Below are 16513 nucleotides of genomic sequence, written 5' to 3' on the forward strand. Positions count from 1 at the left end.
TAAGAAAGATTTTTCTCTTTAGATTCTTGTAAAAAGGAAAAACAAGACGTATATTTAACATATATATGATTTTTAGAAATGAGGATAGAAAATGACCCCTATTGAAAAAATGAACCTAGCTTCCCACAATTTTACCAAGACCGATTTTGTTATTTACAATTATATCCTTGCTGACCCTATCCGTGTCGTTCATAGTAATATTTACGATCTTGCTAAATGGACCGGTGTTTCCCGATCCGCTATATTACGCTTTGCCCAGAAGATCGGTTACAATGGTTTTTCTGAATTCAAATATGACTTCTCCCGTTACGTCCATGGCGGTTCCTTTCATACGCCAGCAGAAAATCGAGAAAAAACGGAAGAAATTGCCGATATTTATCAAAAAACGATTGGTCTGATGGGAGAATTCCTACACGATAGCGACGTGAACCTGCTGGCCGAAAAATTAATTCTTGCTAACCGGGTTAAAATATTCGGATTAAACCGTACCGGACACTCTGCCCAACAATTACGTCAACGTTTCCATAAAATTAATTTCGACGCCGAAGCGGTCACCGATTATGTGCTGATCCCGGAAATTGCCAGCCAAGGACGCCCTGATGATCTGCATCTGTATTTTTCCACACAAGGTGAGACACCGATCATTTTTGAAGCGATCAAAGCAAGCTGCCAACAGAAAGTATATACCGTACTGATCACAATGAATGGAAACACAAAAATGAAAAAGTATACGGATCTTCTCATACAGCTTCCGACTACAAAGGCTTTTAGCTCTGATTACTTTTTTGATCTTCAGCCGATAAATATGATCTTTATAGAAATCCTGATCTCCTGTCTGGGAGAAAAACTGACAAGCAAATAAAAAGCCTTCAAACAGATGTCCTTATATCTGTTTGAAGGTCCGCCTAATTTAAGGGAGATGCACTTATATATGCATCCCCTTTTTATGTTGCTTATCTTTCTTACTTCCTGCGTCTTTTTATAATCACCACACACACTGCGGCGCCTACTGCCAATACTGCAAGAGCGACCCACAAAATAGGGTGTGCCGCATCTCCTGTCTGCACAGTTTTCGATAACTGAGCGTTATCTTTATCCGGTTCCCTTTCCTTCTGTCCCACTGCGCCGGAATTTCCGTCTGTACCCGGTTTCTGTTCTCCTAATGCCGGAATCGTAACCGCTTCCAGTGTAGTTGCCTGTTTTCCCTCTTTGTCGAGGAAATATCCTCCACATGCGGAACAAAGCCAATACGCTTTGTTCCCCGCTTCTTTCTCTGTAGCCTTTTTCTCTGCCACATATTGAAGCGTATGTCCTTTTGCCGCTTCCTTTATACTGTCCGGATCGATTTCTGTTTCGCCCTTTTCATCCCGAAAATACTTTTTACATTCCGTACATTCCCAATGGGCTCCGTAACCATCCTGTGTACAATCCGCTTTCGTGCTTTCCACATACACGATCTGATGGACATGTACATCAAAAGAACCGTCTTCATTCGGAATTGCCTCTGCCCCTTCCGGTATGTATTCACTTACATCACTGGAAAATGTTCCTCCGGTCACGCTGGGATTTCCTGTTTTAGGCGCTCCTGTAACTGCTTTTATTCCTTCCGGTGCAATAAAGGTACCGCCTTTTATCTCTGTCGTGGCGTTGGCATTGATCCCACCGTCGCCGTTCGTATTGTCATTTCCTACCAGGACAGCCGTCTTAGATACAGAGCGGAACGTGCCGCCTGTCACCACTGCTTTTGAATCTCCTCGTTCTCCCGCTACATAGAGCGCATAGTGAGAAGGACCACTTCCATGCGCCGCACAGGCAATCGTTTCAAAAGAACCGCTCTTTACTTCCAAAAGTCCGCAGGAATTGGCCAAGGCGCCCTGTACGCCTGTAACAGAAACCGAACCTGCCGCCGCTTCTTCGATCACAAGATGTGATGCCTGCCCGCCAGTACCATTTCGCACCGTATAGCCCCATCTGACAGAATCACAGGAACTGCAGGATGTATTTTTAAATGTTCCTCCTGTGATCGTCATCTCCCCCGTCATTTTCAATTGCCGGATACAGATCGTTGGTATACGTTCCGCCGCTGATCACTGTTGTAGAACCAAAAGCCGTACGGATCACCGTTGGAAAGTTCTCATAGGTGCCGCCTTCAAAATATGCCGTTCCGCCTGCACGGTTCCAGATACCTACAGCATTCGTATCTCTGGAGCCTTTATATGTGCCATTTTCTATGGTAAGCGTCCCGTAATTTTCTACCGGACCAAGTCCGTTTACGTTCCCTGTCGTATCGATCGTACCATTTCCCGTAATCGTCAGACTTCCTCGATTCACGAACACACGTCCGTCGAAATCTGAAGGATCTATGGCAATACTTTTGCCTGCCATATCAAAAGTTACGTCCTTTCCTTCCGGTATAGTCACAATATCTGCCGTTTTCAAGTTCGTAACAGCTTTTTCCAATACAACCACTCCGCTGCCGGAAACCGCATCCACTGCCTCCTGCAAAGAAGGATACCCCACTCCGTCTACACTGCAGATCGTCTCACCCGGAGCCTTCTGCATATTATCATTCTGTGTATCCGCATCTTCTGCGTCTGCCGTCATGCCGGCAGCCATTGTAAGGATCACAGCGGCAGCTGCCAGACATACCGACCATTTTCCGTACCTTGTTTTCTTCATCCTGTTCCCCTTTCGTTCCTTTGTTTATACACATACAAGCATTAATACGTTTTAATTTTATTCCTTCCTTTATATTTTTGTCAATCAAAATGCTGTTAAAAACAGAAGAACTCCATACCGTTAAAATATAAAATACGTCATATCATCCACTCTTCTTCTCCTCCATATGCTTCCCGCCATCTACGGCACGCTTCCTGTAATTTCACTGCGATAGATGCAAGATCATCATATCTTTCTTTTGCATATTGTAGATTCTCCTCTGTTTCCCTTAACCTATTTCTTAATATCTCATTTTCCTGTTCCAGTTTTTCCCGCAGCACAGCCTCTTCTTTTCGTTCTCTTTTTCGTTGTTCTTCTGCCTTGACGGCTGCTTCTTTTATCTCTGCCAACAGCGTCCGCTGCTTCTCATCCTTATATAGCCGAAAATGCTGTTTTTCCCAGATATAGGCTTCTAGATCCGCACCTGTTAAGACCCAGACGATCTTTCTTTTTCCTATTTCTCCCGCCAGATACACAAAGTCCGTCTCCCGTTCCAGGATTTTACAGCTTCTCGTTTCCTCAAAAAGCGGCATGCCTCTTAATTCCCATTTCTTCTGTTCCGGCTCATATCGCTTATACAGAAGATAAAGTTCCCCTCCCACTGCAATAAGTGCCAGGTGAGACCACTCCTGCCATCCCCCTCCGTCTTGTCTGCTTTGATACGCAAAAACCTTTTCTTCCCCTTCTCCTATCCCGTCAAAGACCACCTGCCCTTGAAGATTGATATAAGCAAAATAGAGGATTCCATAAAAAGATACGGAGGTTAGATCCGATAAATAATCGTCTTTTAATACAAAAGCCGAAGTTCCTCTGCGTACCGGAAAGGTATACAGCATAATACGGTTCCCTTCTGTATATATAACGCTCTTTCTTCCATCCGGCAGATCATACACACTGTTCATGGCTGATACACCCGTTTTCTTTTAAGTATATTCTATTTTCTGCCTGGCATGCAGAAAACACATTTTTTTGCTGTGCAAAGAGAAAAGCCGGAACGAAAAGATTTCCTATGCATAAACTATACCAAAGAAATATTCGAGAAAGGATTTTTCCTATGCCAAAATATATGCCAAAAGGCTGCAAATGCGCTTCTAAAAAACGGTATGTAAGCAGCGGTATCGCCAATTATCCCGACTGTATAGACGTCTGCACAAATCCTATATGTGGAACTGCGGATACTCTGACATTGCTGGCGCCCGTTGTGTATGATGAGATCGGTATTAACCTGTGCCGCGAGATTCCCCTCACCGGCACGCTTCCTACAGCCGGGCTTCCACTGAGCGCTTCTGCGCAGGTCTTAAATGTATCTTTTGCGCCACAGGGCGGGGCAGCTGCTTCCATAGAACGGATACCGGGGCGTCCGAACTGTTACCTTATCACGCTGACAAACCTTGCCGTAACTTTCGCCGTAACCATCTACGACTGTTCCAAACGTACGGTCAGTGTCCTGACCGAAACGGCGACATACCTGGCTTCCGGTTCTTCTGTTCCGGACTATCAATATCACGACGAGGACACCAATCCTTCCAATGTAGAACTTGAGATCTTTGCCCCCTATGGTCTGACTTACCAGGACGCCAATACAGCGGATCCTGCCATCAACTATATTGGTTTCAGCACGACCAATAATACGCTACAGCAGGGACTCAATATGATCGCGATCCCGAAAATATTGCATTTTGATACTACAACGCCTTCCCTCACCGTGGGGATCACCTTCTATATAAAAAGCGTATACTTCTCACAGTACCTGATCCCACACAACGGAAGAGCTGTTGTGCCAAAAGGCAGCGTAGTCCCGGATGAAGACAGCGTATGTCTTGATTTTGTATCCGGAGACCTATTGGATTATGAGATCAAACCCTTAGAATTAGGACCTCCAAAATATGAGGAAAACTTAAAAAACGAATGTACCCAGTGCCAATCTTGTACCCCCTGCTATACCGAACCGGCTGAACCAGTCCCGGTTCCTCCGGCAGAAACGCCTGAAAGTTAAGATTGCCTGTTCTTATCACTGTCTGAAACAGGACTCCAAGCCTCTTTGGAGTCCTGTTTCGTTTCTTGTCCTCTGCTGACAGAATTTGACGAACGATTCCCTCTATATGGCGCGGATTCCTATGCTATAATAGTACCAGACTGATGGACATGCTCTCAGATTGTTTTAAGGAGGTATAATAGTGAATGGGTGAAGTCAGATTTATGATTTCCGAAGCGGCCAAACAAGTTGCAGTGGAATCTCATGTATTAAGATACTGGGAAGAAGAACTGGATCTGAAGATCGGGCGCACGGAAATGGGACACCGATATTATACCAAAGAGGATATACAACTATTTTGCTGTATAAAAAAACTAAAAGATGAAGGTATGCTTTTAAAAGATTTAAAACCTTTGATACCCGAACTGACCAGGACCCGCATGAAACTAAAAGAGGCGGAAACAGAAAAAGAAAAAATCTCGACAGGATCTGCATTACCTGCTGCGGCAATATCAACGGACACAGAAGCCGAGGTCATTCCGATCACACAGTTAGAACAAGTACGCTCTCTGATCGGTGATGTTCTGACAGACGTCGTGTCTGCCAACAACGAAACACTTAAAAAAGAAATCAGCAGATCTGTCACTACAGATGTGATACGTGAAATGGATTTTCTTTTCCAGGCAAAAGAACGGCAGGAAGAAGAGCACTTCCGCAAACTCGACTGCCTGATTCGTCAGCAGCAGGCAAGCCGCAAAGAAGCTGTAAAAGCCAATCCTCTCATGAAGTTCAAAAAGATGCTTACCTAGACCATATATAGAATAAAAAGCACGCTGTTCGTATATATCATAAAAAAACGGAGCTGTCGCTTTAATGCGGCAGCCCACGATTTCATATGCTTTATCTCACTCTTGCCATCTATGCTTCTGCAATACGTTTCTTAAACATTTTTATCAATATAGTTGTTAAAACAAAGCCAACTACACAGAAGCCGATCAATGAACCAAACATTACTTTATATCCGGCAACTTCTGACATGCTGTCAATTATTTTTCCATATACAGTAAACAAAAATGCGTCCGGCGCAAAACCGATAACACTTACAACACCTGCTGCTGTTCCCATATATTTAGCCGGAATCTTTGCTTCATCCAATGGTACGAAGTACACTCCTCTGACAGCTGTCTGCACAAGTCTGATCGAAAGTCCCATGATAATAGCAACCATAAGGAGTGATGGGATGCCAGGTACTGCAACGAAGATAACGAGGAGAACTGCCATGATCGCGAAACACCATCTAAGGAATCTTGTTGAGGATTTCATTTTATCTGTAATGAGACCACCTGCAACAGCTCCGACATTTCCCACGCCATATGTATTGATAATTCCAACAATTCCTGCTGTTGTGACACCCATCTTAAATACAGAAGTCAAATATGGTGTAAGTCTTCCCATGATAGAACCCACTGCGTAACCGAAGAAAATTACAAATCCGATCGTCCAGATCATAGGGCTCTTTAAAACATAACCTAAACCTGCGAAAAGATTTACTTTTTCCTTCTTCTCTTCCCCCTTGTCGTGTGGAAGGAAGATAAAGCTAAAGATACCGATCACTACGTATACAACGCTATAGAAAATAACGACGTTTTTGAAGTTTTCTCCACTCTTTGTAAAAATCCACATTGCTGTTGAAGAGAAGATCAATGCTCCCAAAGAGTTGGGTGCTTCACGGAATCCAAAAAGTCTTCCCTGTACATCACTTTCTCCCAACTGATTGACTGCTTTAATAACCGCCGGCCAGTATGTGAAAATTGTTGTAAATGACCAGATCACACTGATGACCATCATAGAAATATACGATGGGAAAGTTGCGAACCAAAAGCCTGTAATACCTGTCACTACCAATGAAAATGTAATCAATTTACGGCTTGAAAAACGGTCTGCTATAATTCCACCCATAAAATAAGCAATTAAGTTCAATGCTCCATATACAGACATGATATTTCCCATCTGTGTATGTGTGAAATTCAATTCTGCCATCATGCTGTCATAAAACGTATACTGTAAATATGGGAAGATGTAGATGTAGGTCCTGCCAGAAATACCATGACCAGCAATGCCAACAGAAATCCCGTATTAATATTGGAGATCCATTTAATTCCTTTCAACACACCACTACATGCCGATAATGTGAAAACGATCGCGATCGCAACACCGATCAGTGTCCACATCGCCTTTGTGCTGTTATATCCTGTGATCTGTGTAATTCCTCCTGCAATACTCAGAATTCCCTGGCCTAAGGATGCGATCATTCCCATAACTGTTGCAAACACACACATAGAATCTATGATGGATGCACTTGCCGGAGAGCCTGCTTTCGGAAATACTCCTGAAATACAAGATGAAAAGCTAAACGGTTTCTTCTCGTTGTATACCGCAATTGCAAACATCAATGCCGGTATTCCATATATCGCATACGGAGTGATCGTCCAATGCAGAAACATCGTTGTCATCGAAAATACTGCCGAAGCATGTGTGCCCGGTTCAACACCTGCAAATTCAGGCGGCGCCATCAGGTGAAACACCGGCTCTGAAGATCCCCAGAAGATCAAACCGGCCGCTATTGTTGTACAGAGAACAACTGTAAACCAGTTTACGGTTGATAAAAGCGTTTCGCATCTACTACATAAAGAGTTAAAAACGCCAAGATCACAAACACAGTTGGAAAGAATACGTTCTTTCTGATCTTCAATCATTTTCACCATCCTGTATCTCTGTTCTGCACGGAATAGATGTCTGCGCACCCTGTCTTGTGACTACAATTGCCGAAACCTTCTGCGCAAATGCGATCGCGTTTTCGTAATCTTTGCCTTCGCTCAATGCTACAACCAGAGATGCAATAAAACTATCGCCTGCAGCTGTTGTATCTATACATTCAACTTTATTGGCTGGAAAATATTTTTCATTTTTTTTATCTACCAATAAGCAGCCATCTCCGCCTAATGTAACAATGACAGTCTCAACCCCTTTTTCCACGAGAATTTCAGCGGCTTCTTTTGCGTCTTCTACTGTAGAAACTTTTCGCCCTGTAAGTATTCCGATCTCTGTTTCATTCGGCTTGATCAATGTAACATTTTTCCAAAACTCATCCGGCAGATCTGGCACTGCCGGCGCCGGATCGATTATCACTTTCTTTCCTTTGCTCACCGCCAGATCTTTCACATATCGAACTGTTTCCAGCGGTATCTCCAACTGCATAATAATGTATTCGCATTCATCAAGGTATTTCCTATTCGCATCAACCATTGCTCGATCAACACAGCCATTTGAACCCTGTATTACAATAATGGAATTATCCCCGGTGTCATAAACGGATACAAACGCCTGGCCTGTCGGAACATCATCCAATTTCTGGATGGCGCTCGTATCCACATGCACCCGGCTTAAATTATTTAAAAGCTTGTCCCCATACAGATCCTTTCCCACAGCGCCCATCATCATAACATTTCCGCCCAATTTACCAGCAGCATATGCCTGATTCGCTCCTTTTCCGCCCGGAACCAACTGAACATCTTTTCCAAGAATCGTTTCACCGACCTGGGGCATCTCTTTTACGCTAATCACAAAATCCATGTTCAAGCTTCCCAGTACCATTATCTTTTTCATTTTCAGTCCCCTCCGTCCTTTTCCTTTCTATATTGCCTTTCAATTTCATCATGATAGATATGCATTGTCTTTCGATCCGGCAGTGCTTCCTGTACACCATAACGTGTTACCGTTATACCGGCTGCATATGATGCATATACAATTGAATATATCAAATCTCTTCCTTCGCTGAGGGAAACCGCCATCGCACTGATAAATGCATCAGCGCCTCCTGTCGAATCTATCGCAGTAAATGGATTTTTATCAAAATATTTTGAATACTGCTTATTTTTTAAGTAGACTCCCTGTCTGCCGCGTGTAACAATTATATTTTTCACGCCAAGTTCTAAAAGTTTTTCGGCTCTTTCCTCCAGGTTCAGGTCGTCTGTTGGATAAATCCTTTCCATCTCTTTTTCATTTGGAACAATATACTCAATTCCTTCAAGAAAATCTTCTCCGATGTTTTCTATCGCTGAAGGCTTTAAAATAATTTCAACACCATTTATTTTACATATATTTTTTGCAGCAATTAAAATATCCCCGGATAACTCACAAGATAGCAGACAATACTTCGCGCTTTTAAACAGATCCTCATGTCTTCTCAATTGTGCTTCATCCAGATTTCCATTGGCTCCTCTATATACGACAATTGCGTTTTCGCCTTTTTTATCAATATGGACAAATGCTTTGCCACTGGATGCATGCTCATCAAATTCAACTCCTTCTGTTCGAACACTATTGTCGATCAGACTTTTGTATATTCTTCTGCCATCAACATCTTTACCGATTTTCCCTATCATATAGGAGGCCCCGCCCAGCCTTCCAACACCGACTGCCTGATTGGCGCCTTTGCCGCCCGGCATCATCAGAATATTTGTCGCGATCGTTGTCTCTCCATTTACAGGTGTAAGCGTGCCTTCAATGCTGTTATCCATATTCATACTTCCAATAACAATGATCTTTTCCGTCTTAGATTCTGCGCAAATATTCCAAATGCTGTTTCTCTCATGCAGTTCCGGAAAAAATCGTCTTGCGATCTCGCTTTCCTGCTTCTCAATTATCATTTTCAATAAATGCGACACAGCGTCTTCCGCCATCTGATGAATCGGATAATCAATCGCTGAGATCCCTCCCGCAAGATATTTCAAAACTTCTTGATCTCTTGTACAGAGAAGGGAACATTCTTCTGGTATTTTCAAACCGATCTTCTTTGCATACTCGACAATCGCTCCCGCCATTTCGGCATCTGAACAAATTACAGCCGTTGCATTGTCGCCGACACAGATTTCAAGCGCGTTTTGATAAATCTCCTCTTTTGAATTTGCAATGTATGAAGTAATAAACTCTTTTCGATGGTTTCTTTCTCTGGAAACAGCTTCCACACCATCCAATATCGTTTTTTCTGTTTCCAGAAGCATACAGCTGATTTTCTGATGCCCCGCTTCAAAAAGCGTTTTCGCCGCAAGTCTTCCGGCATCATAACAACGATAGTAAAATGTATTTTTCTGCTCGCTTTCAAAGTTCCCTGTGTGAGCTAAGTAAACCAGTTTACATTCTTCCGTACTGCTTAGGATCACCTTTGGACTGTCTATGATGACCCCCGGCACACCTCGCTTCTGTAATTCATTGAGAGTTTTTTCGATTTCTTCTTCACTAGAATCTATCGTATAAACAATAAGATAAAAATCACGTACACGGAGTGCTTCTTCTACAAACGCTATCAGTTCTGCGTAATACGGATTATTTTTCTCAATGATCAAACCGATAAATCGATTGATCAATCCTTCCTTCGCTCTATATTTCGCATAAGGCATATAACTATTATCTTTAATGATCTGTAAAACTCTTTTCCTTGTTTTTTCACTGATATCTTTGTCTTTTCCATTCATCACTTTCGATACAGTTGAGACCGAAACACCAGCCAGTTTTGCAATTTCCTGAATATTCATTTTGTATCCTTTTCCGTTAAAATTTTTATTGTCTTTTAACAATTCCGATTATATTATTGCGCAGTTTATATTGCAATATCTGCAAATAACGAAAGTATTTTCCGACAAATCACACAACTTTTCAGTCATTACTATAATATTTTCGCTAATATTTTTCGTACATTTTTTCGTAAAATAAAAAGCACAGCCGACAAGTTCGCACTCTGTCAGCTGTACTTTTTTCACATACGATCCTGCTGCCGCAGTTCATTCCCAAATCTCGTGTACTGCGGCATCCAGGCAAGCCGCACGGTTCCTACCGGGCCGTTGCGCTGCTTCGCAATGATGATCTCTGCAATATTTTTATCTTCTGTATCCGGAATATAGTAATCTTCTCTGTAAATAAACATACATACGTCCGCATCCTGCTCAATCGCCCCAGACTCACGCAGATCCGAAAGCATGGGACGCTTATCTGTTCTTTGCTCCACCGCCCGGCTCAGCTGTGACAGCGCAATGACCGGGACATTGAGTTCCCTAGCCAGACCCTTCAAAGAACGGGAGATTTCCGAAATCTCCTGCTGGCGGCTCTCATTGCTTCTCCCACCGCTTCCGCTCATCAGCTGAAGGTAGTCGATGATGATCAGATCCAACCCCATCTCCAGCTTATATTTGCGGCACTTTGAACGCATCTCTGCAATAGATATGCCTGATGTGTCATCGATGATCATTTTGGATTTTCCAATCGTACCGGCCCCTTCGATCAGCTTTTCCCAGTCTGTATCCTTTAGATTCCCCGTACGCAACACCTGCGCATCTACATGGGACTCCAATGAAAACAAACGGTTTACCAGCTGTTCTTTTGACATCTCCAAACTGAAGATAGCAACAGCAAGATTTTGCCTGAAAGCCACATGCTGCGCGATATTCAGTACAAACGCCGTCTTCCCCATAGAAGGACGGGCTGCGATCAGAACCAGGTCAGAACGCTGCAGACCCGACAATTTGTAGTCCAGATCAATAAAACCTGTTGGAATCCCTGTCACGGTGCCCTTTGTCTTAGAAGCCTTTTCTATGACGTCCAGCGCATTGAGCACAACTTGCTTGATCGGTGTGTATTCCTGTACACTTCCATGCTCCGCAAGCTCAAAGATCCCTTTTTCCGCCCGTTCCAGAATCGTTTCTAACGGTTGATTTTCCAGGTAACAGGTATTGGCGATCTCTTCATTGATCTTTATCATCTTTCTCAAGATCGACTTTTCCTGCACGATCTGCGCATAGTATTTCACATTGGCAGAGGTCTGTACATTTGCGATCAGCTCTCTGACGAATTCCATCCCACTTACTTCCGGCGGTACATTCTTTTCTTTTAAGTGTTCCTGCAGGGTGATCAGATCTACCGGCTTCCCTGCCTGAAACAATTCCACCATAGCGTCAAACAGGATCCCATATGCTGATTGATAGAAGTCGTCGCCGGTCACGATCTCGGAAGCCGCGATAATCGCGTCTTTGTTCATCAACATGGCACCGACAACTGCCTGCTCCGCTTCCGCACTATGCGGAAGTATTCTCTTTATGGCTGCTTCCATAATGCATGTATCTCCTTACTGTACCTGTCAATTTTCCTCTGTCACAACAACCTTTAATTCCGCCGTCACCTGCGGGTGTAGTTTCACCGGCACAATATGCGTGCCAAGCATCTTGATCGTCTCCTTGAGCTGAATCTTCTTTTTATCAATATCCAGTCCCATCTGTTCTTTTGCCGCTGCTGCGATCTCTTTGCTGGATACGGAGCCAAAAGTTCTTCCGCCTTCCCCGACTTTGATCTGCAGTGTTACCTTTCCCGCTGCTATCTTCGCCCCCAGTTCCTTCGCAGCTTCTAAATGTTCTTTTGCCACTTTTTCCTCATTGTTCTTCTGAAGTTTCAGGTCATTTAGGTTCTTTCCTGTAGCTTCCACTCCCATTTTTTTAGGCAGAATAAAATTTCTGGCATATCCGTCGTTCACATTGACAATCTCTCCTTTTTTTCCAAGAGATTTCACATCCTGCAGTAAAATTACTTTCATTTTAAATATCTCCTTCCTCAATCATCTGGTCTATTGTCTCTTTCAAGGCACTGACTGCCTCGTCTATATCTGTATGCTCAAACTGCGCGCCCGCAGCATTGATGTGTCCGCCTCCGCCCAGTTTTTCTGCAATGATCTGCACGTTCACTTCATCTATGGAACGGCAGCTTAAATAAATCTTCCCTTCGTATACTGTAAGCACAAAGGATGCCTTAATACCGCCTATATCCAGCAGTTCATTCGCTGCCTGCGCCGCAAGTACGGTAGGACTGTCTATATTACTTGGACATACCGCGATGGCATATTCTTTCCGATATACCTCTGCTTGTCTGACAGCCTCCGCTTTCGCCCGGTAGGATGCCATGTCATCACGGAACATCTTACGTACTCTTGTAATATCCGCTCCGCATCTCCTGAGAAAAGCCGCTGCCTCAAATGTGCGCACGCCTGTCCGGTTCATAAAGTTTCGTGTATCGATCATAATACCTGCGTACAGACAGTCCGCCTCCACCGACGGAAATCTAATATCATCTACCATATACTGCAGTACTTCCGCTACCATTTCACAAGTAGACGAGGAGTACGGCTCCACATAAGACAATACCGCATTCTCGATAATATTGCTGCTTTGCCGGTGATGATCTAATACCGCTGTCATCCTGGAACGCTTCAAAAGTTCCGGACATTCTGTCATCTGCGGCTTATTCGTATCCACTACAATAACCATCGTATTATCTGAAATGCAGTCCAGCGCCTGTTCGGATGTCAGGAAAATATCATCCTCGTAAGACGGACTCTCTGCAATCTCATCATAGAGCGGACGAATAGAACTTGTCACTTCATTGATGACGACATGTGCCTTCTTTTCCAGACTTACGACAGCACGGTAGATACCCATGCAGGCGCCGAAAGAATCCGCATCGGCGATCTTATGTCCCATGACAATGACCTGATCATTGGCTTCTATAAATTCCCTTAGCGCCTCTGCTTTGACTCGGGCTTTCACGCGGGTATTCTTTGCCGTCTGCTCCTTCTTGCCTCCAAAATACGTAATGCCGCGGCAGTCTTTAATAACCGCCTGATCCCCGCCTCTGGCGAGTGCAAGATCGATCGCAACACGTGCGTAATTATAACTTTGCGCATAGGTCGCAGTATTTAATCCCAACCCAATACTTAAAGTCGCACAGCGGGAATTTCCAATATTGACCTGTTTTACTTCTTCTAAAAGAGAAAATTTGTCTGCCTCTATCTGCCTGTAGCTTTTCTTTTTAATGACAATAAAATACTTATCCTTTTCCAGTTTTTTAACAATACCGTCAAGATCTCCGATATATTTATTGATCTTCCTGTCGATCAGCGCGACCAATAGAGACTGACGCACTTCCTCCACACTTTCCATCACTTCGTCATAATTATCAATATAGATCAGGCCGGCAATCAACCGCTGTTCTTCATTTTCCTTGATATATGCATTCAGTTCGGTGACATCCTTTAAATATACGGCGATAAAATACTCTTTTTCTTCCGGCAGCTGCAAAAGCTGTTCTGTTTTACTAAAGCCTTCCAGCGAAACTCTCTTAAGTACCGCCTGATAGTTTCTTTCTTTAAAAGCAACTTCCAGTTCCACGTGCTCTATATCATCCTTAGGAAACACACCTCTGTTTAGTTCTGGAATGATCTTATTTAAATACTGCTCTCGTTTCCTGCTCTCTACAAGCGCCGCAAAGCTGTCATTTTTCCAGAGTATCCTTCCATCCTCCAATGCGATCGCATACGGAAGAGCCAGTTCCTTTAAAAGTGTATTTTGTATGCCTTTATACTGTGTAGAAAACTGGATCAGATCAGCCAGTATAAGAGAACGATTGTAAAAATACAGCACACCTGCGATCACAAAATAGATTATGATAAATATAGACAGCATCACTCCGGCTTTTTTGTCTATCACATACATCCATATGTCCATAGCAAGCAATAGGATCGTCATGATCAGCGGCCAGCGCATATACATCCTAAGCTGCCCTTTTAAACGCATCTTATTTTTCTTCATTGTTCCTTCCTCATTTCAAGTACAGACATTTTACCGGCGCCTTTCTTCTTCAAAGTCCGCCGCTGCTCCCCATACAGGCAGTCTCCTGCCAAGTGCTCCTATTATACCACCTTTTTTATAATTATTCTACTTTTTCGTCATAACCGATTCCAAAGCCAGATAAATTCCCTTTCAAGGGCTCTGCTGACAATTCAAAAGGGAGCCGATGCTCTCTTATTAATCTGTACCATAACAGCACTCCTTTTTCTTTTATTATCACGCACCTACACAAGTTGATTCCCAGAACGCACAAAAAAACAGACACTCACAGCTGTCATTCCCGTAAGTGTCTGTAAAATATACGCTATATCCTACCAAAAGAACTTTTCTCTAATCATCAAACTCCAGATATGCTCCCTTCATTGTAGAAGCTGCATGCTCGCTGAACATCCGAAGTACGCCGCTTTTATACTTACGCTCACGGCGCGTCCATTTTGCGCGGCGCTCTGCCAGGATATCGTCGATCTCCTCTGGAGTACGGCGTTCTCCTTTTATTCCTACGATCTCCAGTTTTCTCTCCTGCACGTTAATGTAGATCAGGTCGCCTTCCTCTACCAGTGCAATCGGACCGCCGTCCGCTGCTTCAGGACTGCAGTGTCCAATTACGGGACCTGTAGATGCCCCAGAAAAACGTCCGTCTGTGATAAGGGCAATGCTTTTTCCCAGTTCTGCGTCTGAACTGATTGCTTCTGATGTATAGAACATTTCCGGCATACCGCTGGCTTTCGGTCCTTCATATCGGATCATAACCGCGTCTCCCTTTTGTACTTTATGATGCAGTACGGCATCCAAACATTCTTCCTCACTGTCAAAAGGACGAGCATACAGTGTAGCCTCGAACATCTCTTTCGGGCAGGCGGTATGCTTGATCACCGCCCCTTCCGGAGCCAGATTTCCTTTTAAAATGGCAATGCTGCCTTCTGTTCCGATTGCCTGATCGTAAGGCCGGATAATATCTTCTTTCGTCAGAGATATGCCATATTTCTCATTTGCCTGCTCCAGCCATTTCTGACATTTTTCATAAAAGCCATTCTGACGCAGTTCTTCCAGATTTTCACCCAGTGTTTTTCCTGTCACAGTCATCACATCCAGATGCAGCATATCTTTGATCTCTTCCATAATAGCCGGCACGCCGCCTGCATAGTAGAAGAATTCTGCCGGCCAGCGTCCTGCCGGACGCAGATCCAGAAGATAATGAGCGCCCCTGTGCAGCCGGTCAAAGGTCTCACCTGTAATCTCCAGCCCATACTCATGTGCCAGCGCCGGTACATGTAAAAGTGCATTCGTACTTCCAGAAATAGCTGCATGTACGAGGATCGCATTTTCAAAGCTCTTCTCTGTCACAATATCAGACGGCTTTAATCCTGCCAATGCAAGGCGCACTGCCTGTCTGCCGGCGCGGTACGCATATTCCAGCAGATCTGGGCTGGTCGCCGGAAGCAGAGCGCTTCCCGGCAGAGCAAGTCCCAAGGCTTCTGCCATGATCTGCATAGTTGACGCCGTACCAATAAAACTGCATGCGCCGCAGCTTGGGCAAGCGTTGCATTTTGCCCAGTTAAATGTCTCCTCATCGATCTCACCGCGCTCATATTTCGCGCTGTACATGCCCAGCTGCTCCAGAGTCAGAAGGTTAGGTCCTGCGCTCATAGTACCGCCAGTCACCATCAGAGACGGCACATTGACCCGCGCCATTCCCATCAGATTTCCCGGCATTCCTTTGTCACAGCTGGAAAGAAAAACACCGCCGTCAAAAGGGGTCGCTTTCTCATGGATCTCTATCATATCCGCAATGATTTCACGGCTTGCAAGACTATAATTAATACCGTCTGTTCCCTGACTCTCTCCATCACAGATATCTGTACAGAAGTAGCGCGCTCCTTTGCCTCCTTCATCCTGGACACCACGCTGTACCTGTTCTACCAGCTTGTCAAGATGTCCGCTTCCCGGATGGCTGTCTCCAAAAGTGCTTTCAATTATGATCTGTGGTTTATCCAGCTCCTCCTTTTTCCAGCCTGTTCCGATCCGCAGCGGATCTAATTCGGGAGCTAACTTCCTCATTTTCTGACTTACTAATTCCATGTGTCTTTCTTCTAAA

At 44.1% G+C, this 16513-nt stretch carries 14 protein-coding genes; 3 read left to right on the forward strand and 11 right to left on the reverse strand.

The window, feature by feature from the left end:
- Window positions 1-91: 91 nt before the first annotated feature.
- A complete protein-coding gene (locus tag WKT01_RS11985) occupies window positions 92-862 on the forward strand; it encodes a MurR/RpiR family transcriptional regulator (RefSeq protein ID WP_117975844.1) in 771 nt (256 codons plus the stop codon).
- A 100-nt stretch (window positions 863-962) separates the two neighbouring features.
- Here the strand turns inward: WKT01_RS11985 and WKT01_RS11990 are convergent, their stop codons facing one another.
- The 3 genes from WKT01_RS11990 to WKT01_RS12000 form a co-directional block, all read right to left on the reverse strand.
- The gene (locus WKT01_RS11990; RefSeq protein ID WP_147337207.1) at window positions 963-2042 is read right to left on the reverse strand and encodes a hypothetical protein; all 1080 of its coding nucleotides are present in this window, start codon (window positions 2040-2042) and stop codon (window positions 963-965) included.
- A complete protein-coding gene (locus tag WKT01_RS11995; RefSeq protein WP_270395088.1) occupies window positions 2005-2679 on the reverse strand; it encodes a hypothetical protein in 675 nt (224 codons plus the stop codon). The genes WKT01_RS11990 and WKT01_RS11995 overlap by 38 nt, the downstream gene beginning before the upstream one ends.
- 137 nt (window positions 2680-2816) lie before the next feature.
- Window positions 2817-3620, reverse strand: coding sequence for a hypothetical protein (locus WKT01_RS12000; protein ID WP_270395089.1), 804 nt, complete (start codon window positions 3618-3620; stop codon window positions 2817-2819).
- 152 nt (window positions 3621-3772) lie between these two features.
- Here WKT01_RS12000 and WKT01_RS12005 point away from each other — a divergent pair, with 152 nt between their 5' ends.
- Window positions 3773-4714 (forward strand): hypothetical protein, encoded by a 942-nt coding sequence (locus tag WKT01_RS12005; protein WP_117975840.1) that lies wholly within the window; start codon window positions 3773-3775, stop codon window positions 4712-4714.
- 185 nt (window positions 4715-4899) lie between these two features.
- On the forward strand, window positions 4900-5502 hold the full coding sequence (locus WKT01_RS12010; RefSeq protein ID WP_117975839.1) for a helix-turn-helix domain-containing protein: 603 nt from the start codon (window positions 4900-4902) through the stop codon (window positions 5500-5502).
- Window positions 5503-5611: 109 nt separating this feature from the next.
- Here WKT01_RS12010 and WKT01_RS12015 read toward each other — a convergent pair whose 3' ends face one another.
- From WKT01_RS12015 to ilvD, 8 genes are all read right to left on the reverse strand, one after another.
- Window positions 5612-6733, reverse strand: coding sequence for an MFS transporter (locus WKT01_RS12015; RefSeq protein WP_340312511.1), 1122 nt, complete (start codon window positions 6731-6733; stop codon window positions 5612-5614).
- Entirely contained in the window at window positions 6733-7449 is a 717-nt protein-coding gene (locus WKT01_RS12020) for a BCCT family transporter (RefSeq protein WP_340312512.1), read from the reverse strand. Before WKT01_RS12020 ends, WKT01_RS12015 begins: the two co-directional genes overlap by 1 nt.
- On the reverse strand, window positions 7442-8359 hold the full coding sequence (gene rbsK, locus WKT01_RS12025) for a ribokinase (protein ID WP_340312514.1): 918 nt from the start codon (window positions 8357-8359) through the stop codon (window positions 7442-7444). The genes WKT01_RS12020 and rbsK overlap by 8 nt, the downstream gene beginning before the upstream one ends.
- A gap of 2 nt (window positions 8360-8361) precedes the next feature.
- A complete protein-coding gene (locus tag WKT01_RS12030; RefSeq protein ID WP_340312516.1) occupies window positions 8362-10287 on the reverse strand; it encodes a PfkB family carbohydrate kinase in 1926 nt (641 codons plus the stop codon).
- 221 nt (window positions 10288-10508) lie between these two features.
- Window positions 10509-11858, reverse strand: a complete 1350-nt coding sequence (dnaB, locus tag WKT01_RS12035) for a replicative DNA helicase (RefSeq protein WP_059066344.1) — start codon at window positions 11856-11858, stop codon at window positions 10509-10511.
- Between the two features lie 24 nt (window positions 11859-11882).
- Entirely contained in the window at window positions 11883-12332 is a 450-nt protein-coding gene (gene rplI, locus WKT01_RS12040) for a 50S ribosomal protein L9 (RefSeq protein ID WP_059066343.1), read from the reverse strand.
- 1 nt (window position 12333) lies between these two features.
- The gene (locus tag WKT01_RS12045; RefSeq protein ID WP_059066342.1) at window positions 12334-14379 is read right to left on the reverse strand and encodes a DHH family phosphoesterase; all 2046 of its coding nucleotides are present in this window, start codon (window positions 14377-14379) and stop codon (window positions 12334-12336) included.
- A 369-nt stretch (window positions 14380-14748) separates the two neighbouring features.
- Window positions 14749-16497: a dihydroxy-acid dehydratase gene (ilvD, locus tag WKT01_RS12050; protein ID WP_340312518.1), complete on the reverse strand. Its 1749-nt coding sequence runs from the start codon at window positions 16495-16497 to the stop codon at window positions 14749-14751.
- Between the last annotated feature and the right edge of the window lie 16 nt (window positions 16498-16513).

The organism is Mediterraneibacter sp. ICN-202921 (assembly GCF_037890075.1).
GTDB classification, from domain to species: Bacteria; Bacillota; Clostridia; order Lachnospirales; family Lachnospiraceae; genus Mediterraneibacter; species Mediterraneibacter massiliensis.

Excerpts from the sequence above, each read along its gene's own strand:
- WKT01_RS11985 (WP_117975844.1), top strand. The coding sequence starts at position 92 with ATGACCCCTATTGAAAAAATGAACCTAGCTTCCCACAATTTTACCAAG.
- WKT01_RS11990 (WP_147337207.1), bottom strand. The coding sequence starts at position 2,042 with ATGACGGGGGAGATGACGATCACAGGAGGAACATTTAAAAATACATCC.
- WKT01_RS11995 (WP_270395088.1), bottom strand. The coding sequence starts at position 2,679 with ATGAAGAAAACAAGGTACGGAAAATGGTCGGTATGTCTGGCAGCTGCC.
- WKT01_RS12000 (WP_270395089.1), bottom strand. The coding sequence starts at position 3,620 with ATGAACAGTGTGTATGATCTGCCGGATGGAAGAAAGAGCGTTATATAT.
- WKT01_RS12005 (WP_117975840.1), top strand. The coding sequence starts at position 3,773 with ATGCCAAAATATATGCCAAAAGGCTGCAAATGCGCTTCTAAAAAACGG.
- WKT01_RS12010 (WP_117975839.1), top strand. The coding sequence starts at position 4,900 with ATGGGTGAAGTCAGATTTATGATTTCCGAAGCGGCCAAACAAGTTGCA.
- WKT01_RS12015 (WP_340312511.1), bottom strand. The coding sequence starts at position 6,733 with ATGGCAGAATTGAATTTCACACATACACAGATGGGAAATATCATGTCT.
- WKT01_RS12020 (WP_340312512.1), bottom strand. The coding sequence starts at position 7,449 with ATGATTGAAGATCAGAAAGAACGTATTCTTTCCAACTGTGTTTGTGAT.
- rbsK (WP_340312514.1), bottom strand. The coding sequence starts at position 8,359 with ATGAAAAAGATAATGGTACTGGGAAGCTTGAACATGGATTTTGTGATT.
- WKT01_RS12030 (WP_340312516.1), bottom strand. The coding sequence starts at position 10,287 with ATGAATATTCAGGAAATTGCAAAACTGGCTGGTGTTTCGGTCTCAACT.
- rplI (WP_059066343.1), bottom strand. The coding sequence starts at position 12,332 with ATGAAAGTAATTTTACTGCAGGATGTGAAATCTCTTGGAAAAAAAGGA.
- WKT01_RS12045 (WP_059066342.1), bottom strand. The coding sequence starts at position 14,379 with ATGAAGAAAAATAAGATGCGTTTAAAAGGGCAGCTTAGGATGTATATG.
- ilvD (WP_340312518.1), bottom strand. The coding sequence starts at position 16,497 with ATGGAATTAGTAAGTCAGAAAATGAGGAAGTTAGCTCCCGAATTAGAT.